Here is a 26,572-nt window from a genome sequence, read left to right as displayed (position 1 = left end):
GTGGAAGCTGAGCAGATAAAAAGAATTATTGAAGCCGCCATTCTGGTGGCTGAAGGCCCGCTGGACCGGGATGCGATCCTGTCCCTGTTTGATGAAGAGGATCGCCCCAGTAAGCAGGATTTGGGTAAATACCTGGAAGATATCGATGCGGCCTATGCAGATCGCGGCATCTTCCTGAAGGAAGTGGCCTCCGGTTTCCGCTTTCAGGCCCGCCCGGAACTGGGCCAGTGGGTCAGCCGCCTGTGGCAGGAGAAGCCGCCGCGCTACAGTCGGGCGATTCTGGAAACTCTGGCACTGATCGCTTATCGCCAGCCCATTACCCGTGGCGAAATCGAAGAAATTCGTGGTGTTTCGGTAAGCTCGCATATCGTCAAAAGTCTGCTGGAGAGAAACTGGGTGCGTGTAGTGGGGCACCGGGACGTGCCGGGCCGACCGGCCATGTTTGCCACCACCAAGCAGTTTCTCGACTACTTTGACCTGAAGAGCCTGGAAGATCTGCCGCCGTTGTCGGAAATTCGCGACCTGGACAAGATCAACGAGGAGCTGGCCCTCAGCGATGTGCCACCGGCCAATGCGGCACCGGGTGACATGGACGAGGCGCCGGAAGGTGAAGACGGCCATAGCATGCTGGACGACGAACGCGAACCCCGGCTTCCCGGTGATCAGGAGGCCTTCCCGGGGCTTGAGCAGGAACCCGAAATTGACGATGCCACCTTGATGAGCATGGACAAGGTGGACTCGGTCCTGACCAGCTTTGAGCAGGAATTCCGTCGCAAACCGGGAGCCGACAAGGATGAGCTGGAGGCCCCCGGCAAGGAAACCATGGCCGAAGAGGCCGATACGGCTGACAATAGCCCCATTAATGACGCTGACGGCACAGATGCCGCTGCGAATGACAGTGCAGAGGACAGCCAGACACGTCATGACTGAGACTGAAAAATTGCAGAAAGTGCTGGCGCGAGCTGGCCTGGGCTCCCGTCGGGAGCTGGAAAAATGGATTGCTGATGGCCGGGTTTCGGTTAACGGCACTGTGGCAACCCTGGGCGACCGGGTTGGCAATGACGACACCCTACGTGTGGATGGCAGGATTATTAAAGTGAAGCCGGAAGAAGAAATTGTTCAGCGCGTGATCATGTACCACAAGCCACCCGGCGAAGTGTGCTCACGCAACGATCCGGAAGGGCGCCCCACGGTGTTTGATAATCTGCCGCGCCTGCAGGGCATGCGCTGGGTACAGGTAGGGCGTCTGGACATCAATACCACTGGCCTGCTGCTATTCACCACCGATGGTGAGCTGGCCCACCGGCTCATGCATCCGTCCAACGGTTTCGTGCGTGAATACGCGGTGCGGGTGCGTGGCGGTATGACCCCGGAAAAGCGTCAGGCCATGCTGGATGGCGTGCTACTGGAAGATGGTGTCTCCAAATTCGATAGCATAGAGGATGCCGGCGGCGCGGAAGAGGGCGCCAACCACTGGTACAAGGTGACACTGACCGGGGGCAAATACCGGGAAGTTCGCCGTCTTTTCCAGTCCCAGGATCTGGAGGTGGCACGCCTGATGCGGATCCGCTTCGGCGACCTGACCCTGCCACCACAACTGCGCCAGGGCCGCTGGATGGAGCTGGAGCCTGAACAGATTCAGGCCCTGATCGGCAAAGTGGAGCTGAAGGGCAAGAAATACACCGGCCTCTACGGTCGCGCTCGCCTGCGCCACCAGCGCGCCGGCAGCAAACCTCCCCGCAAGGCGCGCGGCCCTTACCGGCGCTAGGCAGTCACCCTGTAGGAGCGCCGCTTGAGGCGCGAAGCAGTCAGTATCGAATTACGAGGAGCGAGTCTTGAAAAGCAGGACCCGTTCTCTGGTTTCGCTTTTCGTAATTCGCGCCTCAAGCGGCGCTCCTACGGCAGCCTCATCAAGCGCCCGACCAGCGCGGGCAGCGCCGTCTCAACCCTCAGAATGCGGACCCCGAAGCTGTGGCAGGCAAAGCCTTTCCGCTGCAGCATCGCCACTTCGTAATCGGTCCAGCCGCCTTCCGGGCCGATGGCCAGGGTGACAGGCTCAGTCAGGTCGACGGGCATGGCCGGGTGGTCGCCGGGGTGGGCGAGGATCCGTCGGCCGGGTCCTGCCCAGCTGTCCAGGTCGTCTTCCACGAAGGGCTTGAAACGCGGGGCGAGAACCAGCTCCGGCAGGGTGGTGTCGCGGGCTTGTTCCAGCCCTAGCAGCATCTTCTCGCGCAGCAGGCCGGCCTTCAGGTTGGGGGTCTGCCAGTAGCTCTTGTCCACCTTCCAGCTATTGATCAGCACGATGCGCTTGATGCCAAGGCTGGTGGCATCAATCAGGATACGCTTGAGCATCTTGGGGCGGGGAAGGGCCAATAGCAGGGACAGAGGAGGCGGGGGCTCGCAATGAGCATCTACTTCAAGATAAGTTGTTATCTCATTGTTTTTAATCGATTCAATTCGTGCTGTTCCCATGCCACCCCCGAGAATGCCTGCCCGGCAGGTGTCACCCTCAGCCAATCCCAGAATCTCGCGCACATGGCGACACTGGCGCTCGTCCAGGCGCCAGAGATTGCCATGAAGATGTTGATGAGGGTGTAGCAGCAGCAGATTCATGGAGCGGATTATGGCACAGCCTGACCCGGAATCCGCGCTGAAATCCTCACACCAAAGTGACGTAAATCGCTGTTTACTTGGCTGTTCTCGCCCTATGCCGGGCGACGCAGCCTTGCTAAATTGCCCGCATCAAGCACTACCGGCTGCAGGAACCTGTCTGTAGCGAGGGTGACATTGACCCGCTGGTAACTGGCGGCGTCTTCGGGCCACTGGTAGAGTGTGCCGCCCGTTCGCCCGTCCGATTAACTGTTTAGTGTGGAGAGTTTCATGCAGTTTCAGGGTACTGACCAATATGTGGCCACCGACGACCTGAAAATGGCCGTGAACGCAGCGATCGCCCTCAAGCGCCCGTTGCTGATCAAGGGTGAGCCGGGTACCGGCAAGACCCTGTTGGCGGAACAGGTGGCCGAATCCCTGGGTTTGCCGCTGCTGTCCTGGAATATCAAGTCCACCACCAAGGCCCAGCAAGGCCTGTACGAGTACGATGCCGTATCGCGCCTGCGCGATTCCCAGCTCGGCGCCGAAGGGGTGGAGGATGTGGCCAACTACCTGAAAAAGGGCAAGCTGTGGGAAGCCTTTACCCATGAAGGGCAGGTGGTGCTGCTGATCGACGAAATCGACAAGGCCGACATCGAGTTCCCCAATGATCTGCTGCAGGAACTGGATCGCATGGAGTTCTTCGTCTACGAGACTGGGGAAACCATCCGCGCCGAGCAGCGCCCGATCGTGATCATTACCTCCAACAACGAGAAAGAGCTGCCTGACGCCTTCCTGCGCCGCTGCTTCTTCCATTACATCAACTTCCCCGATGCCCAGACTATGCAGGCCATCGTGGATGTGCATTTCCCGGAGATCAAAAAGAACCTGGTCACCGAGGCCCTGGAAATCTTCTTCGACCTGCGTAAGGTGCCCGGCCTGAAGAAAAAGCCGTCCACCAGTGAATTGATCGATTGGCTCAAGCTGCTCATGGCTGACGATATTCCGGCGGACATTCTGCGCAACCGCGACACCAAAAGCGCGGTGCCGCCGCTCTATGGTGCACTGCTGAAGAACGAGTCGGATGTTCAATTGCTTGAGCGCCTGGCGTTCATGAACCGTCGCGAAAGTTAACCGCAACGCTGGCTGATTATGCTGATTGGTTTCTTCGAAAATCTGCGCCGTTACCGGGTCCCGGTAACCCTGCGCGAATTGCTGGATCTCTTTGATGCCCTGCAGGCCCACGTGGCCTTCGGCTCCATCGAGGATTTCTACCTGCTCAGCCGGGCGGTGATGGTCAAGGACGAAAAGTTCTACGACCGCTTCGACCAGGCGTTTGCTAACTACTTCGAAGGCCTGGAAAACCTGGAGCCAGACTGGCTCAACAAGGTGATCCCGGACGAGTGGCTGCGCAAGGAGCTGGAGAAGAACCTGAGCCCGGATGAATTCGAGAAGCTCAAGGGCCTGGGCAGCCTGGAAAAGATCATGGACGAGCTGCGCAAGCGGCTCGAAGAGCAGGAAAAGCGCCACCAGGGCGGTAACAAGTGGGTCGGTACCGGCGGTACCAGCCCCTTTGGGGGCTATGGCGCCAATCCGGAAGGGGTGCGCATGGTTGGGCCCTCCCGCAACAAGCGGGCGGTAAAAGTCTGGGAAAAGCGGGAATTCCGCAACCTGGATGATTCTGTGGAGCTGGGCACCCGCAATATCAAACTGGCCATGCGGCGCCTGCGCAAGTTTGCCCGCACCGGTCGCGATGAAGAGCTGGATATGGATGACACCATCCGTTCCACCGCCCGCAACGCCGGCCTGCTCGACATCAAGATGCGCCCGCAGAAGGAAAACCGCGTCAAGGTGCTGATCTTCTTTGATGTGGGTGGTTCCATGGACCCGTACATCAAACTCTGCGAAGAGCTGTTCTCCGCCGCCCGGCTGGAGTTCAAGCATATGGAATATTTCTACTTCCATAACTTCATTTATGAATACGTGTGGAAGGACAACCGCCGTCGCTGGGACGAGAAGATTTCCACCTGGGACGTGCTGCACAAGTACGGCAGCGACTACAAGGTGATCTTCGTGGGCGATGCGGCCATGAGCCCCTACGAAGTGAACTCCGTGGGCGGCAGCGTGGAGCACTGGAACGAGGAGGCCGGCGCCGTCTGGTTCCAGCGCGTCATGGAAACCTACGAAAAGGTGGTCTGGCTCAACCCGGAACCGGAGCGGGCCTGGCAGATGACCACCTCCACCCAGTGGATCAAGCAGCTCAGCGAGCACAAGATGTATCCGCTCACCATCGAAGGCCTGGAAAAGGCCATGCGCTATTTGAGCAAGTAATAGTCTTTGGACAGGAAACTGCCTGTCGCCGAATCTCCACAACCCCGTTTCGGCTGCAGGCAAGTCATCCAACACTTGCGCTCAAAGGCAAAAATCTGCATTCCATTCGTCCGCCAATCCCCAGATATTGCTGTACTAAACATTTCGTCTAGTAGCGGACAAAGCATCGCATCCGTATTCTTCGCGCCTTTCGCGTTTCACGCCCCGGACAGCCCACAAGGCACATAACCCCGGGACGCCGAAGCAAAAAGATGAACGCCACCGTGATCCGGTGGATTTCAGGAGAGATTCCCATGTCCAGGGTGCGAACCACCATCTGGACGACCGTTTTCAGCAGTACCGCACTGGCCGCCGCCAGCCTGTCTGCGGATACCACCCAGTCTGAAATCCGTCGTCTTCAAAAAGAGCTGGATCAGCTCAAGGCCAACCTGACCCAGGATGCGCCAACCCATACCCCATCAAACGATGTGCAGTGGCCCGACTTTGCAGTGTTCGGAAAAGTCAGTGTGGATGCTATCTACGATGACAAGAACGCAGGGCTTAATGATCTGCTTATCCCTAGCACCATCCCAGCCGGTGATACCCACCAGCAGAATTTTGAGTTGCATGGCAAGAACAGCCAGCTGGGCCTGCGATTGGGGGAGGGCAGTGGGCCCCATGCGGTGTTCGCTGTGGATCTGTTCGGCAGCATCGACGGTTACGACCTGAGAGTGCGGGATTTCTATTTCGAATACGGCGCCCTGCGTGCTGGCTATGGCTATACCGCCTTGCTGGACGGTTCGGCCTGGCCCTTGACCCTGGATTCCCAGGGCCCCAACAGCGCCATCTTTGCCCGCCAGACCGGCGTGCGCTGGCAGGGCGAGCATCTGACCCTGGCGCTGGAGGATCCCAACCCGGAAGTGTATGACCCGGATAACCTGAGCAGCGCCAGTGGTCGCCGCCCCGACGTCATCGCCGCCTGGAATCAGCCCCATGAGCGCGGGCATGTGCGGGCTGGCCTTGTAAATCGGGAAATCGGTGTGGAATTTGCCGATGGCGACCAGCAATACGCCAATGCCACCGGCGGTGTGCTCAGCGGCACCCTGGCTGTGACTGACAGCCTGACCCTGCTGGCCAGTGGCAGTTACGGGCAAGGCATGGCCCATTACTACAATGACCTGTCCGGCTTCGGTGACAGCGGCATGGATGGCTATGTGTTTGCTACCGACGGCTTGCAGCCCTTGCTGGCCCAGGGCGGTTATCTAGGCGGGCAGTGGCAGTTCCGTCCTGACTGGACTCTGGCCATGGTCGGGGGTGAGATCACCCTGGAAAAGGACGACGATCTGCCGCCGGATGCCATGCGTCGCACCCGTTACGGCACGCTTAGCCTGATTCGCCAGCACGATAGCAGCCTCAGTTATGGGGCTGAGCTGGCATACGGGATGCGCGACAACCAGGCAGGTGATCGCAGCGAAGCGCCACGGGTGCAGTTAAACCTGACTTATCGCTTTGAACATACTCACAGCCGCGATCACTGATCGATGCGAAAGCGTGAAGAGCTGAACGGGCTCTTTACGCTTTTCTCATACGTGACCCCGGGCAGCATTGGCATTCTTTTGCGCTTATTGTTCGCGACCTCCACGGCTGATGAAGCTTTCAATCAAATCCATGGGAAGCGGGAAAACAATGGTGCTGGAGCGCTCGTTGGCGACCTCGGTCAATGTCTGCAGGTAGCGTAGTTGCAGCGCCTGGGGTTGTTCGGACAGGGTTTTCGCTGCTTCCAGCAGCACCTGGGACGCTTCCTTCTCACCATTGGCATGGATCACCTTGGCGCGGCGGATACGCTCCGCCTCGGCCTGGCGGGCAATTACCCGCACCATGCCTTCATCCAGATCCACATGTTTGATTTCCACATTGGTAACCTTGATGCCCCAGTTATCGGTCTGTTCGTCGAGAATTTCCTGAATATCGCTGTTCAGCTCATCCCGTGAGGCGAGCATTTCGTCAAGCTCGTGTTTGCCCAGTACTGAACGCAAGGTGGTCTGGGATAACTGGCTGGTGGCAGAGTAGAAGTCTTCCACATTGATCACTGCTTTCTCGGCGTCCAGCACCCGAAAATACAACACGGCATTCACCTTGACCGACACATTATCCCGGGAGATCACATCCTGGGTGGGCACATCCAGTACCCGGATGCGCAGATCCACCTTTACCATCTGCTGGATCACCGGCACCACCAGGATCAGCCCCGGGCCTTTCACCCGGTAGTATCGCCCCAGCATAAAGATCACCCCGCGCTCGTACTCGCGCAGAATACGGAACATGCTGATCAAAAAGCCGACCGTGATTATGGTCAGCGATAACCAGAAATAGGGAGTCATGATGTCTCCTCCTTGTCGTCCGGTTTCACATCCAATACCAGATCGCGACGGTCGGTGACCTGTAGCGACTGGCCCTGGCGGACCGGCTGTTGACTTCGTGCATGCCAGATTTCGCCCAGCACCCGCACCTGGCCCTCGTGGTCAAAATCATCCAGCGCGACAGCGGTTTGCCCCACCAGTGTGTCGTCCCCCGTAACTGGCGGCCCTTCGTGGGCCTTGACCGCCAGTCGTACAAACAGGCCCACCAAAAGCAGTGAGCCCACGCCCACCGCGGCAATCACGGGCATGGCAATGCGGAAAGCAGGGAGATCCGTATCCATCAACATGATCGAACCGATCACGAAAGCGATTACGCCGCCGATTCCCAGCACCCCGAAGCTTGGCGATATGGCCTCCAGCGTTACCAGCACCGCGCCCAGCAAAATCAGTCCGAGCCCCACATAACTCACCGGCAACATCTGCAGGGCATAAAGAGCGAGCAACAAACAGATTGCACCCAGCACGCCTGGGACGCCCACACCGGGGTTGGAAAACTCCAGCACTAGTCCGTATATCCCCACCAGCAACAGCAAATAGGCAATGCTCGGGTCGGTAACAATGGCCAGAAAATCCGTTCGCCAGTCCCGTTTCACCTGATGCAATTGCGCACCGGCCAGTGCCAGACTGACCGATTCGCCGTCCCAACTCAGTTCTCGTCCATCCAGCTGAGCAAGCAGCTCATTGAGGTCAGTCGCTTTCAGATCAATCACGCCTTGCTCGAGGGCATCGCTGGAGGACAGGCTTACCGCTTCGCGCACCGCCTTTTCTGCCCAGTCCGCATTGCGACCCCGCAATTCCGCCAGCCCGCGGATATAGGCCACCGCATCGTTGACCTGCTTGCGATGCAGTGCCGAGGCACTATCAGGACGGGCAGAAGAGTCATCATCGCCTTTTCCTTTGTCGTCCGGTGAGGAGGGGGAGGGAAGACCACCACCGCCGCCAATCTGCACCGGCGTGGCCGCGCCCAGATTGGTGGCCGGGGCCATGGCGGCAATATGGGACGCATAGAGAATATAGGTGCCAGCACTGGCCGCCCGGCTACCACTGGGAGAAACATAGGTAGCCACAGGTACCCGACTATCGAGAATCGTCCGAATCATGTCGCGCATGGCGCTATCCAGCCCGCCAGGGGTATTCAGCTGCAACACAAACAGCGTTGCGGCCGCCTCGTTGGCTTCTTCCAGGGAACGGACAAACCAGTCACTGAGCGCCGGTCCGATTGGGCCGTCCAGGGTCATTACCCAGACTGAAGCTGCGGAAGGAGAGGGCGTGGCGGAGGAGGCGTTCTGGGCTGGAGAGGCGGGCGCCAGCAGGAACAAAAGCACCAACAGCACACAAAGAAACACTCTGGCCGCAAGCCTGTGGCCATGATGCGGTGCGCTGCGATATTCACGGCCCATGAGAACGCTCCCTTGGCCATCTATCTTCTCTCTATCCCCATGAAAGCCTATTTAACCGGCATCTAGCAAGACCTGGCTTGATGCCGGACACGGCGAGTCACAAACGTCGCATCATTTACCAGAGTTCAACACCAAAGGGGCTGAGGAGAAGGCCGAGAACCACAAAGCAGGTGATGGTCAGCAGCACGCTGCATCCCATGGCAAGCAGAAAGCCCCAACGTTCCAGCATGAAGGGAAACAGGGCAAACATGGGCAGCGTCGGGATGACGTACCAGAAGGTGTACCAGGCGTGATTGCCGATTTTCTCCTCGGGCTGGTTTCCCATGTAGAGCCAGAACATGGCAAGCAGGGTTACCAGCGGCAAGGCGCCGATCAGGGCGCCCAGTCGGTCGCTGTGCCGGGCGACTTCTGATATCAGCACAACCAGCGCGGCAGTAATGAGGTATTTGAGGTAGAGGGGCATCCGGATTTCCCTTTGGTTTGGGTGCCCCTGAAGTATCCCGTCAAACTAGGAAATCTTCTATTTACCATGTATGCACACCAAGTGGTGTATTTTATTATGATAATCAATCGGGTAGCACGAATGCCGTGTCAACTGTGCGCGACGCAACCGCTGCATCCCTGTTACATTATTGGTGGCGCCGGGCAGGGGATCACAAAATCTCTTTACCGACCGGACCATCGCTAAGCCACTCGCGGTCTTCCTCGCTCAGTGCGGTATTCTCTGGTGTACAAGCTGCCAACATCTCTTCCAAGGTCGGCATGGGCTTTGGGCGAATGATCAACTGCTCATCAGTCAGTTCCATATCAACGATACTTCCCACATCAAGACCAAGATGCTGCAAGACAGTTTTAGGGACTCGAAGTCCTGCGCCATTACTAATTTTCTGCACTTTCAATTTCATAAGCACCTCACACATTGGGTGTAACCTCAATTTAAATAGATAAATCACCCGTAACAACCATGTGGTAGTGATGGTCAAGAATTTAGCCATGCAATATATAGAGGTTCGGCCACGGACAAATAACTATGGATCTTCTGTTGTTTGGCGATTGCAATGATTTCACTGTGTGTGCACAAATGATCGGACAGAGGCTCAAATAGAGGGTGCCGGCGATCAATCCCTGATAAATAGCGATTAGCCCACTCCTCAAGTCGCTGGAACTCCTTGCTGTTTTCGTCGGGCGAGCCAATTGTGACTGGAATAATCTGGTTCAATAACGCATATACCTGCCCTTGGTTCGTGGCGTGCAGCTCTGCTTCCTGCCTTGGCAAGCAGCACTTCTTGTATTTAACCCCGCTACCACATGGGCATGGCGCATTTCTTTGCAGGTGAGACATTCTCCACCCAAACGGAAAATGGGTATTATAGTCCGTGGATGCTCAGGCATCAAAAAATGATAGTTCTCACTTTTAGGTGAGACTTCCATGAGCAATGCTCGTCTTCAGGCATTTGGCGCAAAGGTTAGAGCAATGCGAAAGCAGAAAGGCCTATCCCAAGAGGAGCTTGCAAGTTTAGCAGGCTTGGACCGCAGCTATATGGGTCACATTGAGCGTGGCGAAAAGAACATTACTCTGCTCAAAATCTACCAGATTAGCGACGCTCTCTCGCTTCCTGCTGCTATTTTTCTAACCGATGAATGATATTCCTATCATGTAGAACCGGTATCAGGCTTTAATTCACTATTTTCGTTCAAGCGGTTTTGTGTCGTCAGGAAGTTGTAGGGGGGAGGGGAGGTTGAATTCATTCTCCAAGAACTCATCTAGCCGCTGCGCGATACGGAAGGCCTCCGCATTCTCCGATCGCTTGCCTTCAAGGTTTTAGACCTGGCAAATGAACTTGCGATGGACTATCTACAGGATGACCCGCTTGCCGGGTCTGAGCAAAACACGATAAGAAGCCCACGCTTAGCGAACCGCACATTCTTCCCAATGGCGTTCATAGCTGTAACGTCAGCCTTGCCTATCTGGGTTTGTATTGGTGTTTGTTTTTTCGCCCAACAAACTGCCGGAAACGAAAAGCAAGGCACCGGTGACAATAGCAATATCAGCCAGATTAAAGGCCGGCCAGTGCCAGTCCCGCCAATAGAAATCAAAGGAATCCACAACGTAGCCGCGAAATATTCGGTCAATCAGGTTGCCCATGGCGCCACCGAGGATAAGACTGTAAGCGAAGGCTTCTCCTTTATGACGATTTTCAAGAATCAGCTTGATCAGGAAAATCGAGACCACCACCGCGATTCCGATTAAAAAATAGCGCTGCCAGCCTCCGCCATTCGCAAAAAGACTGAATGCGGCACCGGTGTTCCATACGTGCACCCAGTTAAAGAACGGGGTCACTGAAATAGACTCGCCATAGGCCATTGATTGCTGCACCAGCAACTTTGCAGCCTGATCTGACGCTGCCAGCAGGCTCGATATGGAAAACAGGGCATACGACGAGTGCTTGTTGCCAATAATGAGCAATTATTTAACCCTTCAACGCCAGAATACGCCTGGCCCCGTTAAGTACAATGACTCCCGATAGCACGACGAGCCCCGCGATGGTGCCGATAATCAGATCCGGATAATTGGACCCGGTCCACGCGACCAGGGCGCCGGCGGTGATGACCCCCAGGTTGATCACCACGTCGTTGGCCGAGAATATCCAGCTTGCCTTCATGTGCGCCCCGCCTTCCCGATGTTTGGAGGTATTGGCAATCAATGCGACGAATGCGATAGCCATCATCACCAGCGATTCAGGCTCACTACCGAATACAAAGCGTCTCACCACCTCTATGAGTACGCCAACAGCCAAGATCAGTTGCAGGACACCCGCAAGATGGGCAGCACGTAGCTGCATTTTCACGCTGTGACCAACCGCATAAAGGGCAAGCCCGTACACGGCCGCATCGGCAAAATTATCCAGGGATTCTCCAATCAGGCCGGTGGACTGGGCGATCAGACCGGCAGTCATTTCCACCACGAACAGAAGTGCATTGATGCCGAGCAACCAGCGCAGGGTCCCGGATTCTTGCTTAGCAGAAGCTGCCGAAAACTCGGCGGCCTTGATGGTCTCCGGATTTGCAGCGACGGTTTCCTGAAGCGAGGCGCCTAGCCCCAAGGTCTTCAGTTTCGAGGTGACGGGCTCGACCTCGCCGTCATGCACGACCTTCAGCCGGCGGTTCGACAAGTCGAAGGACAGCGCCCGAATCTCCTCAAAGCCGTTCAGGGCTAGGCGAATCATTCGTTCTTCTGATGGACAGTCCATCTTCGGCACGGCATAAACACTGACCCATCTCCCTGGCGCCTCGGAGGAGGCCTGTATATCGGTATCCGCTGCGGACGTTGCATCACCGCCACAGGCGCCACCACAGGATTTGCTCATGATACGACTCCACTTGAACAATGTTGTGGTACCATTTTAAACTATAAAGCTACTATAAGGTCAATAGAGTAAAGAATCCGTTGGGGAGGAGGCTGATGCGCATTGGTCAGTTGGCGCAGTTGGTAGGGGTCGAAACACAGACGATCCGCTTCTATGAACAGCAGGGCTTGTTGCCGCCGCCTGATCGGCAGGACAACGGTTACCGTGTCTATACCGAGAAGCATGGTGAGGGGCTGGCCTTCATCCGTCGCTGCAGAATCCTGGGCCTGTCACTGGCTGAGATTCACGAACTACAGAGCTATCAGGACGACCCTCATCAGCCTTGTACCGCCGTCAACGCCTTGCTCGATGATCACATCTCTCATGTGCGGTCGCAGATAACCGCTCTGCAAGCGCTTGAGAAACAACTCGTTTCACTGAGAGCGAGTTGCAACGATGACCGGGAAGTTGAGGCGTGTGGGGTTCTTGCTGGAATTAGCGAAGGAAACATGCACCAGCAGTAGGTGAAGCATCAACCAGATAATCCGATGAGATGCCGGTCTGTCTCACTCTCATGCAAAGGTAAGATCAACTGAATCGCCACCGGTTTGCTAGACACCTTTCAGCCATACAAAATGGTGGCCGCCGTACTGATAATCTCCTCAGGCTTAACGTAGCCCTGTACGTGGTACAGGCCCAGCTCGCTCGAATATCCATAGAAACTCCAAAACGGCATGAAAAAGCCCGCACAAGGCGGGCTCTGGCATGCAGTGAAAGGGGGGGGGGAGTGTAAAATTCATGATCAAAAGCATCGGTTTGCTGTTTTGGGTTGCAAGTAGAGCAAGTAGTGTTAGTGGGTGTAGATTCAGTATCCTTCAGGAAAAGCTCATTATAGAGCGGTCGAGATTGAACAGGCTGGACGAGACTCCAAATCATCATCCCAACTATTGATGAATTTGACTTGAAGCATAGAGAATGGAGGGTGAAGGTGTCAGTTGTCTGACCGGTCGCCGAATCGATCAGAACCAGGGATTACAACAACTGCAGTAAGGCCTCCTACCTTACTGGACGTGTAATGAACCTGTCCCTGATAACGCTCAACTATTGCGTGGACAATAGCCAGCCCCAATCCATGACCGGGTGTTTGCTCGTCCAGCCTCAATCCTCGCTTGCCCAATTGTGAGTGGGCTGTTTCTGATACGCCCGCTCCGTCGTCGCTGATGATAATTTTTAACTGCTCTTGATCTTCACTCAGCGTGAGCTCCACCCAGCGGGATGACCATTTGCCTGCGTTATCCAGCAAGTTGCCAAGGATTTCGTTCAGATCATGCTCCTCGACAGGCCAGCGATGGTTTTCAGGCAGATCCGTTGACAATTCAAAAGATTTATCGGGGTAGAGGCGGCCAAGCATCCACAGCAGATCCCGGGCCTGTTTGATCGGACATACACTTTGGCCGACCTGTGGACCCGCAAACCGGCTTCGCCGCATTTCGGCCTCAAGCTGAGCATCTATGTCGTCGAGGCGCGCCGCCATTTCCCATCTCAGCTTCTCATCGAGCGGGCGACTGGTGTCTTCCAGGATCTGTCTGACAGCCGCTATGGGGGTTTTCACGCTGTGGGAAAGGTTGGCAAGTGCGTCACGGGAGCGTTCCAGCCGGTCATCCAGTGAATCCAGCAGTCGATTGAGTTGCCGGACGAGGGGCCGGAACTCCTCCGGGCCGTCTGCGTTAATACGGGAGAGCTCGCCTGACTGAAGTTTTTTCAGGTTCATCTGAAGGCCCGCTATTGACCGCAGGGCCAGAGTGATTCCCAGCCATATGCTCCCGATCATCAGAATGACCAGTAAAACCGAGACGACGGCAGTCCAGATATGGAGTTTGGCCTGGCTCCGATGAAGCGCCTCCATATCCTCGGCAACAATGATCACGAAGGGGTTTCCGTCGACCGTGAAGGCACGGCGATACCCAAGCATTTGGGAAGGCGCAGATGGTACCTCAGCATCCCTGGCTCTCACGGCTCCCTCCTGCCCGGAGGTGAGCAACGGCCTCAGAATCGGAGTCCAGGTCTCCGGTGAGATGGACTGCCCAGACGGAGAAGCGATGGCGATGGCGAAGGCGTGGAGGAGCACTTCCTGAAAATAGTCGCCGGTCTGGAGTGTATCAATCTGGCCACCGGATTGGCGGATCTGGTGTTCCAGAAAAGCTACCTCATCTTTCAAGCGGCGTTCTACTAAGTCCATGGTCATCCTCTCCAGCAAGGCCCCATGGATGATCCAAGCCAGTGCCATCAGACCAATACCGGCCGGAAGTAGCAGAATCAGGAGCATCCCCCTGACTGAGCGAGGTCTAGCGGCTATCGGCATCGAACAGGTACCCTTGACCACGTCGGGTCTTGATGGTGTCCGGTCCCACCAGCTTCCTGAGCCGCCGCACATACGCTTCGATCACGTTCTCGCTGGGTATGTCGTCGATGCTGTATAGCTGGTCGAGAAGCTGTTCTTTCGAGAAAACCTGCCCGGGACGACTCATCAGACATCGGAGCAAACGGAACTCCGTACCGGTCAGGCTATGTTCGGTCTCGTCACCGGCCCTTAACGTCTGGCGATTTTCGTCCAGCTCGAACCGGCCCGCTGTCAGGGTATCCATTATTCTGCCTTCGCTTCGCCGGACGATGGCGTGAAGTCGGGCAATCAGCTCTTCGGTCTGGAAAGGCTTCGCGAGGTAATCATCGGCGCCGGCCTTCAAGCCATTGACCTTGTCCTGCCAGTCTCCCCTGGCGGTCAGGATCAACACCGGGAAACTGACCTTATGCGTCCGCCACTGTTTCAGTACGTCCAGGCCGTTGCCGTCGGGCAGGCCCAGGTCAAGAATACCGGCGCGGTAACTTTCCTGCTGCCCGAGGTGCCGGGCTTCCCGCGCTGTACGGGCGGTATCCACGCTGAAACCGGCCTTTTCCAGTTGGGCGCTTAGCCCATTTGTCAGCAGGTAGTCATCTTCCACCAGAAGTAATCTCATTCCTGAACTGCCTTTCTAAATTGAGCATCAGAGTCCGTCAGTGTCGCTGCCCAAGCTGAATTGTGCCAGAACAAAAAATAATTCCGATTTTCAGCCTGGATTCAGGTTGCTGAGCGATGGTAGCAACCGCTTCTGGATATTGCTCAAGTTTTGAGTGAGACAACCCGGCCCTCAGGGCCAAAGCTGTTCAAAGGAGAAGATATATGACCGTATCAAAATTCCTCGTTGCTGCCGCAACTATCTTATTGTCGGCGACCACCTTTGCCGCTGGAACCCATGGTGGAGGACATGATCACGGCGCTGCGAGTGGTGAGCCCGGCAAAGCCTCAGAGGCCAGCCGAACCATAACAGTCGAAATGTACGACAATTACTATGAACCGGGATCAATCATCGTAAGCCCCGGGGAAACGGTGCGGTTCGTGGTGGAGAACAAGGGGAACCTCGTTCACGAGTTCAACATCGGCACACCTGAGATGCATGAGGGGCATCAGGAGGAAATGATGATGATGGTCGAACATGGCGTCATCCAGGGCGGAAAGCTCAACCACGACATGATGGAAATGGACATGGGGAACGGCCAGTCCATGAAACACGACGACCCTAACAGCGTCCTGCTGGAACCGGGCCAGAGGCAGGAAGTTATTTGGAAGTTTTCCGATAACAGCAATATCGAGTTCGCCTGCAACGTGCCGGGTCATTACCAGGCAGGGATGTACGGTGACGTCAAGGTCCAGTAACTGAGTTCACTAATGGGGCGTTGATCCAGTGGGCTTGTAGGTATTTATTTTGAGGGTTCTTAGTGAAGAGCGATTTGGAGCAAAAAGTATGAACAGCCGTTTAGGTTCAGTGTTGTTAAGCCTGCTGATGTCTGCATCGGTCATGGCTGGCGAATATAATCTCACGGTTGATCGGGTCGAAATTGACACCGGCGATTTCGTGAAAGACGGCATCGGTTATAACGGTGCATCTCCCGGGCCGGTAATGCGCTTCAAGGAAGGCGAAAACGTCAAGATCAACGTGACCAACAACCTGGATGAGATGACTTCCATTCACTGGCACGGCCTGATCCTTCCTTTTGATCAGGACGGTGTGCCTGGTATCAGCTTTCCAGGCATCAAGCCGGGTGAAACCTTCACCTACGAATTTCCCATCCAGCAGGCTGGTACTTATTGGTTTCACAGCCACTCCGGTTTTCAGGAGCCGGATGGCGCCTACGGTTCCATCGTTATCGAACCTGAGGGACGTGAACCGTTCCGCTACGATCGCGAATACGTAGTTCAGCTAACCGATAAGCACCCGCACTCCGGTGATCGCATCATGCGTAACCTGAAGATGATGCCGGACTACTACAACCGCGAGCAGCAGACTGTCGGAGAGTTTTTCTCTGACGTGTCCGAGAACGGCCTGATGAACACCGTTCGGGACCGTATGGCCTGGGGTGGCATGCGGATGATGAAAGCGGATGTCGAGGACTTGCAGGGTTTTACAGGGCTGATCAACGGTAAAGGGCCGGATCAGAACTGGACTGGGCTTTTTGAGCCGGGCGAACGCATTCGGCTGCGTTTCATCAACTCTTCGGCGATGACTTACTTTGATATCCGGATCCCCGGTCTGGACATGACGGTTGTGCAGGCTGATGGCAACAACGTTCAGCCGGTTAGTGTGGACGAGTTCCGGATCGGTGTGGCGGAAACCTACGATGTGATCGTCCGTCCGAAAGATGAGCAGGCCTACACCATCTTCGCTGAATCCATGGGGCGTTCGGGCTATGCCAGAGCGACACTGGCCCCAGAAGAGGGTATGGAAGCGGCCGTGCCGCAACTGCGCGAACCGGCGCGCCTGACCATGGCTGACATGAGCGGTATGCCCGGTATGGACCATGGCAGCATGGCTGGTATGGATCATGGCGACATGGATATGAATAGCTCAGAAGGTATGTCCGGAATGGATCATTCTTCGATGGAGGGAATGGACCACGCAAACATGAGCAACATGGACCACTCAAATATGAAAGGAATGGATCATTCCAACATGGAAGGTATGGATCATTCGGGCATGTCCGGCATGGACCATGGTTCCATGGCGATGGGAAAAGAAGGTCCAAGCGACCCCTTCTATGCGAAGGGAAGTGGCCTCGTCCCCACGGCAGCCAATGGCGGCAAGTTCCTGTCCTACGCTGACCTGAAGGCTCAGGATCCACTGTATGAAGACCGTGAACCAACTAAGGAAGTTGAGCTTCGTTTGACTGGCAATATGGAACGGTACACCTGGAGTATCAATGGCGTTAAATACGAGGACGCCGATCCGATTCGCCTGAAATACGGTGAGCGGGTCCGCTTCAAGTTTGTCAACGAAACCATGATGACTCACCCCATGCACCTGCACGGCATGTGGTCCATCCTTGATGTTGGCGCAGGCCAGTGGAACCCGATCAAGCACACGATTAGCGTGAACCCAGGCACTACGGTGTACATGGAAACCGAGGTTGATGAGCCTGGCCAATGGGCGTTCCACTGCCACCTCTCTTACCACGCGGCCGCTGGTATGTTCCGTAAGGTGGTTGTTGAAGGTGGGCCAGAGTCGACGCAGGCCAAATCAGACGCGGCTGCTGAAGAAGGAGGTGAGGCATGAGTTGTATTCGATCACTTGTTGCGGTCAGTTTCTTTGCCTCTATCGGATTCTCAACGGCGGTGACAGCTCAGGAAATGATCTCCGACACCACCGCTCGTAAACAGCCGCTCACAACCTGGGGTGTTCAATTTGAGGAGTTTGAATACCGCTACAGCGACGATGACGAGGAACTGGGCGTCTGGAATGCGGATGCCTTCTATGGCACCGATGAGTTCAAAGTCCGGTTGCTCACAACCGGGGAGTACGAGATAGAGGAGCAGGCCTACGAAACACTGGAAAACCAACTGGTCGGCCAGATCCCTATCTCCAAGTTCTTTGACGCCAAAGCGGGTGTGCGTTTCGATACGCCCGAGGGGCCGGACCGTACATATGCCGTTCTCGGTGTAGCCGGGCTGGCTCCCCAATGGTTTGAGATCGATGCAAACCTGTATGTCAGTAAGGATGGCGATACGTCAGCCGAACTGGATGCAGAGTACGAGCTGCTTCTCACCAACTACTGGATTCTGGCGGCAACGCTGGATGCCACGGTTGCGTTTAGCGAGGACCGGGAAATTGGCGTTGGTAAAGGACTGGTTTCTACCGAAACCGGACTCAGGTTGAGCTATGATCTGATCGACCGTGCGTTCTCGCCTTATGTGGGCGTGGTGCATGAGCGCAAATACGGCGATAGTGCCGACTTTGCCGAAGCGGACGGCGGCAGTACAGCAGATTGGTTTGCTGTGATTGGAGCGCGCATCGCACTCTGATCAGGTACTTAGGGGCTAAAGATATTTCTTTGGCCCGTTTTTCTCGACATTGATGCAAGTGAGATCTACCCAAGCCAGCATTGGCTATTTATTGAGTATCAAACGCCGTTCAAAACAACAGGAGGTTGTATGAGCAGCACGCACGACAGAACCACGCGCTATCAGAAAGGCAGTCTTACACTTCCGGGAACTGTTATGCTGGGCACCGGTGTCATGATTGGCGCCGGTATCTTCGCCCTTACCGGGCAGATGGCGCAGATGACTGGCGTTCTTTTCCCGTTGGCGTTTCTGGCCGCGGCGGTAATCGTAAGCTTCAGTGCCTATTCCTACATCAAAATTTCCAATGCCTACCCGTCAGCCGGGGGCATAGGCATGTACCTGCACAAAGCCTATGGCAATCGGTTACCGACGGCTTTCAATGCTTTGCTGATGTATTTCTCGATGGTGATTGCCCAGAGCTTTCTTGCGCGAACCTTCGGTTCTTACACCATGCAACTGTTCGGTGGCGATGAAAGTGGCCGCATGGTGCCCATTCTTGGCGTCTCACTAATTCTGGCCGCGTTTCTGATCAATCTGTTGGGCAACCGAATGATTCAGGGCGTGGCTTCCTTTATAGGGATCCTGAAGATCGGAGGCATTCTGGTTTTCGGGCTGGTGGGTATCTGGATTGCCGACAGTGTTTCTGTTGATTTCTCTAGCCCCGGTGAGGCTGGAACCTTTGGCAATTTCCTGGGGGCAACGGCCCTTGGCATTCTGGCCTTCAAAGGTTTTACCACCATCACCAACAGCGGCTCGGAAGTCATAGACCCCAAGAGAAACGTGGGGCGAGCGATTATTATTTCCATCGCAGCCTGCGTGGTGATCTACACCCTGGTCGGTTTCGCCGTTGCCAGTAACCTGTCCCTGGCGGAAATCATCAAAACGCAGGACTACTCTCTGGCGGCCGCTGCGCGTCCCGCATTGGGCGACTACGGCGTCTGGTTTACCGTCGCCATTGCGATGATGGCCACCGCCGGTGGCATTCTGGCCAGTATTTTCGCCGTCTCACGCATGTTGGCCATGCTGACTGAAATGAAGCTGGTTCCCCACAGTCATTTCGGCATGCCCGGTAGCATCCAGAAGCACACGCTGGTTTATACCGTGGTGCTTGGGCTTATCCTCACGGCCTTCTTCGACCTGTCCCGAATTGCAGCGCTGGGCATCATTTTTTACCTGATCATGGACATTGCTATCCATTGGGGCGTTCTGCGCTATTTACGGGAGGATGTGAAGGCCAATGTGTGGGTGCCCACGGTGGCAATTGTTCTGGATTTGCTCGCTCTTGGTGGCTTCGTTTGGGTCAAACTGAATACTGACCTGTTTGTTATTGGCGTGGCGGTTGTCACCATGATTGTTATCGCAGTGGCCGAGCAACTGTTCCTGAAAAAGGCCACAGAAGCCGAAGAAGCGGGACACAAAGAATCTCATGCTCATCATCACTAATCACCAGAACTCGATAGGGAGGGATCGGCCATGACGGCTGAGCACACGGTCAAAGATCCTGTTTGCGGCATGTCGGTGAATCCACACTCGGCGGAACATCGCAGCGAGCATGGCGGGAAAACCTGGTATTTCTGTTCTTCGGGGTGCAAATCGAAGTTTGACGGCGACCCGGGACACTACCTCAGTGGAGAACAGAAACAGGACGAACCCGTGGCTCCGGGCACCATGTACACCTGCCCGATGCATCCGGAAATTCGCCAGCAGGGCCCCGGAGATTGCCCTATCTGTGGTATGGCCCTGGAGCCCGAGCAGGTAAGTCTGGATGACGGGCCCTCGGCAGAGCTCAAAGACATGACCCGTCGATTTTGGATTGGCCTGGTGCTGGCCCTGCCGGTATTGGTGCTGGAAATGGGCGGACATCTCACCGGCCTTGACCAGATCGTTGCCCCACAAATGTCCAACTGGATTCAACTGGTGTTGGCGACGCCAGTAGTGGCCTGGTGTGGCTGGCCTTTCTTTGTCAGAGGCTGGAAGTCCGTCGTCAGCCGCAATCTGAACATGTTCACGCTCATTGCCATTGGTACTGGCGTGGCGCTGATCTACAGCCTGGTGGCGACACTGGCGCCCCAGATTTTCCCCGACGCCTTTCGGCAGGAAGACGGTTCTGTCGCCGTCTACTTCGAGGCGGCTGCGGTCATCGTGGTGCTGGTTCTGTTAGGCCAGGTGCTTGAACTGCGGGCCCGGGAGAAAACCTCGGGCGCGATCAAGGCGCTGCTGGATCTGGCACCGGCGACGGCCCGAAAGCTGGATGACCAGGGCGACGAGTCCGATGTGTCGCTGGATCAGGTCAAGGTGGGTGATCGCCTGCGAGTGCGCCCGGGGGACAAGGTGCCGCTGGACGGTGAGTTACTTGAAGGCAGCTCCAACGTGGATGAGTCCATGGTGACCGGTGAGCCTCTTGCAGTCAGCAAAAAGTCTGGCGACCAAGTGATTGGCGGCAGTATTAACCAACAGGGCAGCTTTATCATGCGGGCCGACAAGGTTGGCCGGGACACCATGCTTTCCCAAATCGTGCAGATGGTGGCCAGCGCCCAACGCAGCCGCGCACCGATCCAGGGGCTTGCCGATAAGGTGGCGAGCTGGTTTGTGCCCACCGTGATCCTAATTGCCATTGTTGCCTTTATAGCCTGGTCATTCCTTGGGCCGACACCGCCCATGGCGTTCGGGCTGATTGCGGCGGTCAGTGTTCTGATCATTGCCTGCCCTTGCGCACTGGGTCTGGCAACGCCGATGTCGATCATGGTAGGTGTTGGCCGCGGCGCCCAAAGTGGTGTGCTGATCCGCGATGCGGAAGCCCTTGAACGCATGGAAAAGGTAGATACGGTGGTAGTGGATAAGACCGGCACGTTGACAGAGGGGCAGCCACAAATCACCCGAATTGTTACAGCGAATGGGTACGATGACGATGCTTTGATGCGTTTTGCGGGCGGACTCGAGAAAGGCAGTGAGCATCCACTGGCCCACGCCATTCTGGACAAAGCCAAGGGCATGGAGCTGAAGCTGCCGGATGCGGAAGACTTCGATTCTCCCAACGGTAAAGGGGTAACAGGAAAAATCGACGGCAAGCGGGTGCTGCTTGGTAATCGTCTTCTCATGGAGTCGGAGAATGTCGACACCACTAGATTTGACAGCGATGCCGACGAGCATCGCAAAGATGGTGCTACCGTGATTTTTGCCGCCGTCGATGGAAAAATCGCTGGGCTGTTGGCCATCTCCGATCCCATCAAGAGAACGACCCACGCTGCTATTGTCGCGCTGCAAAAAGACGGCATTCGAGTGGTCATGCTGACTGGCGATAACTACACCTCGGCCGAGGCGGTTGCTCGCAAATTGCATATCGATGAAGTGGAAGCGGAGGTACTGCCGGAAGATAAGGGCAAGATCGTCCAGCGTCTGAAAGATGAAGGGGGTGTTGTCGTGATGGCGGGTGATGGCGTTAACGACGCGCCTGCATTGGCAACGGCGGACGTGGGGGTGGCCATGGGCACCGGCACAGATGTGGCCATCGAAAGCGCGGGCATTACGCTGCTGCGCGGCGACTTGATGGGTATTGTAGAAGCGCGTCGTCTGTCGCTGGCGACCATGCGCAATATCCGACAGAACCTGTTCTTTGCTTTTGTGTACAACTCCGCGGGCGTTCCGATTGCGGCGGGGGTTTTGTACCCGTTCTTCGGGATACTGCTTTCACCGATCTTCGCGGCTGCTGCAATGTCGCTGTCGTCTTTCAGCGTGATTGTGAATGCATTGCGCCTGCGAGTTATCAAGCTTGGCCCTAAGTAATAATCGCTGGTGCCGTACACTATTGATCGAACCATAGAAGATGCTGATTTTGAGGCGATTGACAAACGAGCGCGTCAGTCTCTCACGGATAACTGCTTCGGGGTGCTGATCGAAATCGACGTCAAAACCACGATGAAGGAGAAGCTGGGCACGGAAATACCTGCCTACCGGATCTTTGGGCATGCAATCCTAGGCCATCGGCGTGGAGCCTCGAGTAGGGGCTATTTTGCCATAGCTGGCGCCTTAAGCGACTTCATCCGTGATCTGTTGACCGTGATCAAGTTCCACGGGGTTTGCTCAGCCCGTTCAACTTTAATCCAACTCATTGTGATTAACTCTCTAGGTGTGTAAAGCCAACAGGTTGCTTATAACAGGAAGTCTGCTGATGCGCGGTCGCAGATAACGGCTTTGCAATCGCTTGAGAAGCAACTCGTTTCCCTGAGAGCGAGGTGCAACGATGGCCGTGAAGTTGATGCTTGCGGGGTTCTTGCAGACATCAGCGAAGGCATCGTACAACCGCAATAGATCAAAGTGTCGATTTTATAGTTCTTAACCACGCCGCCACCTGTCGACATAAGCCTCGGTACCCAGCATGCCAACAGGCGCCTGGAATGGCATCGAGAGACACTTTCACGCTTCATCAAGTAATGCTATTGAAGGCTGTGGCGTAGCAGAAGAGCATGCCAGAGGGAGCAGAGCTGGCGATCAATAGTTACATAGCTCAATATTAAACGTTGACATGGGGGCTACCCCAAGGTTTATGTTGTTAATAGCACATTGCTTCGGACTATGCTGACACAATATGTTTATTGCTCGGTTTTTCATTAGTTGCCTATTTCTGCTTAGCATCTCCTTGCAGGGGATGGCAGCGGTGCAATTGGCGCAGCCTTGCCCCATGGAACAAACCATGATGCAGGCAGACATGGATGACCGTTGCAGCATGATGTCCGCCATGCCACAAAACGATTGTTGTCTGGATGGTGAATCCAACACGCACAGCGGCCCGGTTTGCAAGCCTGGCCAGGAGTGCCATGCTGGGCAGCTCTCGATCATGAATACGGCTCCGGCGGTTTCTTTTCAGGTAGCAAATCCGGCTACCCCTCATTTTTCTAACCCTCTCTATCTCCCCCTTGCCTTATCTACCATCTGGCGACCGCCTCTAGCACTTTCTCACTGATCTTTTCGGGGTCCGGCCTGGTCTGGGCCCACTGAGGGCGCGTTGCGCGCCATGATCCGTGTTGGAGTGACACATGTATTGGATATTTCTGAGCGCCGGCCGGTATCGGCGCGCACTCGGCTGGCTAGCGCCCTCCCTGCTGCTAGCTAGTGTCCAGGCGTTTGGGGCAGAAGGCCTGACTTTTAATCAGGCGCTACAGCTCGCCTTACGTCAATCACCGGAATTGCGGGCGGAATCGGCCCGCGTCGAGGCCGCTCAGCAGGCAGAAGGGCCTGCCGATGCTTTGCCCGATCCCACCCTGATTCTTGGCCTCGACAATGTACCTGTGGATGGCGCCGATCGTTACAGCCTGTCGAGTGATTTCATGACCATGCAGCGTATTGGTGTAACCCAGCGTTTCCCCAATCGCAGCAAACGCACAGCAAGGGCAGAAGGTGCCAGACAGCAAATCGGCTTAACGGAGGCCACGAAAGAGGCCACTCGTCTGGCCGTGCTGCGTCAGACCGCTCAAGCCTGGATTGAGCTCCACACTCTGGATCGTCAACTAGTCCTGCTGGAAGAACTCATTGCTGAAAATCGTTTGTTCGACAAGGCAGTGCGTGCCCGGCTTTCATCGGGTCAAGGAAAGGCTATTGATAGCGTGGCACCCAGGCAGGAAGCCGTGACATTACTGGATCGGCGAGATGCTCTTCTGGCCAGGCAACGCCAGGCTAAGGCTCGTTTAATACGCTGGCTGGGGGAAGCCGGCCGGCAATCACCGGCTGGCCAAGCACCTGATTTCGCCATCAATGCTGAACAGTTACTGAATAGCCTGCATAAGCACCCTGAACTTGAGATAGCGTCGCGTCAGGCTTCTGTCGCCCAGGCTAACGCGGACGAGGCTCGTGCCGCCAAGAAGCCGGACTGGGCTTTAACTCTGGCTTATATGAATCGTGAAGAATTCAGTGACATGGCGATGCTACAGGTCAATGTGGACCTGCCATTGTTCAGCCGGTCGCGCCAGGGGCCTCGCATTGCCTCGGCGGAAGCTGAGTGGCAAGCACTGGAATCTCGTGCAGAGGCGGTACGTCGCGAACATGAAGCGATGCTGCAGAGCGATCTGGCCGAATATGAACGCCAGGAACGCACGCTTGCCCGGCAACGGGAGCGACTGGTGCCTCTGGCAAAAGAGAAAGTGGGATTGGCTAGGGCCGCTTGGCGCGGCGGTGATGGCAGTTTGGCCGATCTTGTACGGGCACGTAGCGAATGGCTGGACGCCAAACTGAAGGAGATTGATCTCAGCGGGCAGTATGACCAGCAGGCAGCCGCCCTCCATTTTACCTACGACCACCACGGCATGGTGGGCGAGGAGCAAGATAATGAACATTAAACGCAATGCCTTGATCGGTTTGGCTGCCTCGCTGTTGTTGCTAGCCGGAATATATTTGGGCCGTTACGTCACCCCTTCGCAGAGCAGTATATCGATGGCGATGGACAGCGGTGAAACCAACAGCAAAGCGGATGAAAAGGAAGTGCTGTACTGGTATGACCCTATGTATCCCCAGCAGCACTTTGACGAGCCCGGGCCCTCACCTTTCATGGATATGGAGTTGGTGCCCCGTTATGCCAATGGTGGTGATGATAGCGATCAGCCAACGGTCCGTATTGATGCAGCCATGGTACAAAATCTGGGAATTCGCAGTGCCTCGGTGGTCGTGGCTCAGTCACAATCTCAGCTTGATGTCACGGGGTTGATTGCTTACAACGACCGCGCCCTGACACGCCTGCAAAGCCCCGCGCCTTCCTTCGTAGACAAGGTCTGGCCTCTGGCTGAGGGCGACACTATCTCCAGTGGTCAGCCGCTGATGCAATTGAGAGTTCCGGCCTGGACTGGAGCTCAGCATGAATGGCTGGCCGTGCTCGGCAGCGGCAACAACGAACTGATCGTCGCCGGGCGGGAGCGCCTGTTGTCATTGGGCATGCCTGCATCCCTGATCCGAAGTATTGAACGCCAACGTAAACCGCTGGAAACCTGGACGGTGACAGCTCCGCATGATGGCGTGATACGCAGTCTCAATGCTCGTGCTGGCATGACGCTGTCGGCCGGTGCTCCCGTGGCGGAGATTCAGTCACTCAACCCCGTGTGGGTGGAGATAGCAGTCCCGGAACGCCAATTGGGGCAAGTCAGTAGTGGTAACGCTGTTGACGTGACCGTTCAAGGAGTGAAGCCAGCACTGCGTGAGGGGCAAGTTGCCGACATTCTGCCTCTGGTGGATCAGTCCAGCCGAACTGTGCCGGTGCGAGTGACCTTGTCCAATGACGAGGGTGATCTGCGTCCGGGCATGAGCGCTCAGGTACGCATTCATGGCGAAGCCACACAGAAAGCATTGGCCGTACCAACCGCAGCCTTATTGCATACAGGAAAGCGCAGCCTGGTGATGCTTGATGAGGGGGAGGGTCGATATCGTCCGCAGGCAGTGTTGCCGGGGGGCGAGCTGGGAGACCAAACGCTGATCCTGGCAGGGCTGAAGGAAGACCAGAAGGTGGTTGTCAGTGGTCAGTTCCTGCTCGATTCCGAAGCCAGCCTGCAAGGCATTGCCGTTCAGGAGCTGGCTATGTCAGATGAGACGGAAATGATGAACGCACTGCACTATGCCGAAGGTGTTGTCGAGCAACTGAATGGCAGCAAAATAATGCTGGACCATGGCCCTTTCAAGAGCTTGTCCATGCCTGCCATGACCATGCGTTTTAACCTGGCGAATGAACAAGTAGGCAAAGGGATATCGGTAGGTGATCGCGTGCGCATTGGCATTCGTGATACAGACAAAGGGTTGATTGTGGAGCGCCTAGAAAAGCAGGTGGCGGAACAAAAAGACACCCAAGTGAATTCGTTGCATTACGCCGAGGGGGTTATCGAGGGGCTATCCGACGGCAAGGTCAAGCTTAAACACGGTCCTTTTAAGACGCTCGGTATGCCTCGCATGACCATGCGCTTTCGTCTTGCCAGCGAACAGGTGGCCAGCGATATAGCAGTGGGCGATCGTGTGCGCGTCGGCGTCAAAGATACCGATAATGGCTTGACTGTGGTGTCTCTCGACAAACAGGAGGTTGCACCATGATCGCTACCCTGATTCGCT

24 protein-coding genes and 1 pseudogene are annotated in these 26,572 nt (G+C 55.9%); 15 read left to right on the top strand and 10 right to left on the bottom strand.

All coding sequences use genetic code 11. The features are described from left to right. Together scpB and rluB are read left to right on the top strand one after the other, a co-directional pair. The gene (scpB, locus tag KZ772_RS03280; protein WP_290538443.1) at positions 1-930 is read left to right on the top strand and encodes an SMC-Scp complex subunit ScpB; all 930 of its coding nucleotides are present in this window, start codon (positions 1-3) and stop codon (positions 928-930) included. Further along, positions 923-1,768: a 23S rRNA pseudouridine(2605) synthase RluB gene (rluB, locus tag KZ772_RS03275; protein ID WP_290538442.1), complete on the top strand. Its 846-nt coding sequence runs from the start codon at positions 923-925 to the stop codon at positions 1,766-1,768. Before scpB ends, rluB begins: the two co-directional genes overlap by 8 nt. A gap of 128 nt (positions 1,769-1,896) precedes the next feature. Here rluB and KZ772_RS03270 read toward each other — a convergent pair whose 3' ends face one another. After that, on the bottom strand, positions 1,897-2,613 hold the full coding sequence (locus KZ772_RS03270) for a 16S rRNA (uracil(1498)-N(3))-methyltransferase (protein ID WP_290538441.1): 717 nt from the start codon (positions 2,611-2,613) through the stop codon (positions 1,897-1,899). A 267-nt stretch (positions 2,614-2,880) separates the two neighbouring features. Here KZ772_RS03270 and KZ772_RS03265 point away from each other — a divergent pair, with 267 nt between their 5' ends. The 3 genes from KZ772_RS03265 (at position 2,881) to KZ772_RS03255 (ending at position 6,437) form a co-directional block, all read left to right on the top strand. Then, entirely contained in the window at positions 2,881-3,723 is an 843-nt protein-coding gene (locus KZ772_RS03265) for a MoxR family ATPase (protein ID WP_290538440.1), read from the top strand. Positions 3,724-3,741: 18 nt separating this feature from the next. Continuing rightward, positions 3,742-4,920, top strand: a complete 1,179-nt coding sequence (locus KZ772_RS03260) for a VWA domain-containing protein (RefSeq protein WP_290538439.1) — start codon at positions 3,742-3,744, stop codon at positions 4,918-4,920. A 293-nt stretch (positions 4,921-5,213) separates the two neighbouring features. Continuing rightward, positions 5,214-6,437, top strand: coding sequence for a hypothetical protein (locus tag KZ772_RS03255; protein WP_290538438.1), 1,224 nt, complete (start codon positions 5,214-5,216; stop codon positions 6,435-6,437). 84 nt (positions 6,438-6,521) lie between these two features. On the opposite strand, the gene KZ772_RS03250 is transcribed toward KZ772_RS03255, so the two are convergent. From KZ772_RS03250 to KZ772_RS18560, 5 genes are all read right to left on the bottom strand, one after another. After that, on the bottom strand, positions 6,522-7,280 hold the full coding sequence (locus tag KZ772_RS03250; protein WP_290538437.1) for a slipin family protein: 759 nt from the start codon (positions 7,278-7,280) through the stop codon (positions 6,522-6,524). Continuing rightward, positions 7,277-8,719, bottom strand: coding sequence for a nodulation protein NfeD (locus KZ772_RS03245; protein WP_290538436.1), 1,443 nt, complete (start codon positions 8,717-8,719; stop codon positions 7,277-7,279). Before KZ772_RS03245 ends, KZ772_RS03250 begins: the two co-directional genes overlap by 4 nt. Positions 8,720-8,834: 115 nt before the next feature. Beyond that, a complete protein-coding gene (locus KZ772_RS03240) occupies positions 8,835-9,182 on the bottom strand; it encodes a DUF3147 family protein (protein ID WP_290538435.1) in 348 nt (115 codons plus the stop codon). 190 nt (positions 9,183-9,372) lie between these two features. Then, a complete protein-coding gene (locus KZ772_RS03235; protein ID WP_031226830.1) occupies positions 9,373-9,624 on the bottom strand; it encodes an AbrB/MazE/SpoVT family DNA-binding domain-containing protein in 252 nt (83 codons plus the stop codon). A gap of 74 nt (positions 9,625-9,698) precedes the next feature. Next, complete coding sequence (locus KZ772_RS18560; RefSeq protein WP_365870750.1) at positions 9,699-10,061, bottom strand: SEC-C metal-binding domain-containing protein; 363 nt, start codon at positions 10,059-10,061, stop codon at positions 9,699-9,701. A gap of 87 nt (positions 10,062-10,148) precedes the next feature. Here KZ772_RS18560 and KZ772_RS03230 point away from each other — a divergent pair, with 87 nt between their 5' ends. Continuing rightward, positions 10,149-10,364: a helix-turn-helix transcriptional regulator gene (locus KZ772_RS03230; RefSeq protein WP_011588651.1), complete on the top strand. Its 216-nt coding sequence runs from the start codon at positions 10,149-10,151 to the stop codon at positions 10,362-10,364. A 309-nt stretch (positions 10,365-10,673) separates the two neighbouring features. Here the strand turns inward: KZ772_RS03230 and lspA are convergent, their stop codons facing one another. After that, complete coding sequence (gene lspA, locus KZ772_RS03225; RefSeq protein ID WP_290538434.1) at positions 10,674-11,186, bottom strand: signal peptidase II; 513 nt, start codon at positions 11,184-11,186, stop codon at positions 10,674-10,676. A 4-nt stretch (positions 11,187-11,190) separates the two neighbouring features. Further along, complete coding sequence (locus KZ772_RS03220; protein WP_290538433.1) at positions 11,191-12,087, bottom strand: cation transporter; 897 nt, start codon at positions 12,085-12,087, stop codon at positions 11,191-11,193. A gap of 95 nt (positions 12,088-12,182) precedes the next feature. Between KZ772_RS03220 and cadR the strand changes: the two genes are divergently transcribed. After that, complete coding sequence (cadR, locus tag KZ772_RS03215) at positions 12,183-12,590, top strand: Cd(II)/Pb(II)-responsive transcriptional regulator (protein ID WP_004364961.1); 408 nt, start codon at positions 12,183-12,185, stop codon at positions 12,588-12,590. Between the two features lie 467 nt (positions 12,591-13,057). On the opposite strand, the gene KZ772_RS03210 is transcribed toward cadR, so the two are convergent. Together KZ772_RS03210 and KZ772_RS03205 are read right to left on the bottom strand one after the other, a co-directional pair. After that, complete coding sequence (locus KZ772_RS03210; RefSeq protein WP_231483467.1) at positions 13,058-14,305, bottom strand: ATP-binding protein; 1,248 nt, start codon at positions 14,303-14,305, stop codon at positions 13,058-13,060. A 106-nt stretch (positions 14,306-14,411) separates the two neighbouring features. Further along, entirely contained in the window at positions 14,412-15,080 is a 669-nt protein-coding gene (locus tag KZ772_RS03205; protein ID WP_007151491.1) for a response regulator transcription factor, read from the bottom strand. A gap of 203 nt (positions 15,081-15,283) precedes the next feature. Between KZ772_RS03205 and KZ772_RS03200 the strand changes: the two genes are divergently transcribed. The 8 genes and pseudogenes from KZ772_RS03200 (at position 15,284) to KZ772_RS03165 (ending at position 26,554) form a co-directional block, all read left to right on the top strand. Next, on the top strand, positions 15,284-15,817 hold the full coding sequence (locus KZ772_RS03200) for a plastocyanin/azurin family copper-binding protein (RefSeq protein ID WP_039926258.1): 534 nt from the start codon (positions 15,284-15,286) through the stop codon (positions 15,815-15,817). A gap of 88 nt (positions 15,818-15,905) precedes the next feature. After that, positions 15,906-17,711 (top strand): copper resistance system multicopper oxidase, encoded by a 1,806-nt coding sequence (locus tag KZ772_RS03195; RefSeq protein WP_290538432.1) that lies wholly within the window; start codon positions 15,906-15,908, stop codon positions 17,709-17,711. Next, on the top strand, positions 17,708-18,457 hold the full coding sequence (locus KZ772_RS03190) for a copper resistance protein B (protein WP_035460407.1): 750 nt from the start codon (positions 17,708-17,710) through the stop codon (positions 18,455-18,457). Before KZ772_RS03195 ends, KZ772_RS03190 begins: the two co-directional genes overlap by 4 nt. Positions 18,458-18,586: 129 nt before the next feature. Continuing rightward, positions 18,587-19,939, top strand: a complete 1,353-nt coding sequence (locus KZ772_RS03185) for an APC family permease (protein WP_290538431.1) — start codon at positions 18,587-18,589, stop codon at positions 19,937-19,939. A 30-nt stretch (positions 19,940-19,969) separates the two neighbouring features. Next, a complete protein-coding gene (locus KZ772_RS03180) occupies positions 19,970-22,279 on the top strand; it encodes a heavy metal translocating P-type ATPase (protein ID WP_007151136.1) in 2,310 nt (769 codons plus the stop codon). A gap of 390 nt (positions 22,280-22,669) precedes the next feature. Continuing rightward, positions 22,670-22,804 (top strand): annotated as a pseudogene (locus KZ772_RS03175) (Cd(II)/Pb(II)-responsive transcriptional regulator); the annotation flags it as partial. Positions 22,805-23,529: 725 nt separating this feature from the next. Then, on the top strand, positions 23,530-24,825 hold the full coding sequence (locus tag KZ772_RS03170) for a TolC family protein (protein WP_035246375.1): 1,296 nt from the start codon (positions 23,530-23,532) through the stop codon (positions 24,823-24,825). After that, positions 24,815-26,554 carry an efflux RND transporter periplasmic adaptor subunit gene (locus KZ772_RS03165; RefSeq protein ID WP_022985554.1) on the top strand — a complete coding sequence of 580 codons (1,740 nt, stop codon included), beginning with the start codon at positions 24,815-24,817 and terminating at the stop codon, positions 26,552-26,554. Before KZ772_RS03170 ends, KZ772_RS03165 begins: the two co-directional genes overlap by 11 nt. Positions 26,555-26,572 lie beyond the last annotated feature (18 nt).

It is taken from the genome of Alcanivorax sp., from assembly GCF_019431375.1.
GTDB classification, from domain to species: domain Bacteria; phylum Pseudomonadota; class Gammaproteobacteria; order Pseudomonadales; family Alcanivoracaceae; genus Alcanivorax; species Alcanivorax jadensis_A.
The sequence above is the reverse complement of the archived record's forward strand: the minus strand, read 5'-3'. Positions and strand labels throughout refer to the sequence as shown.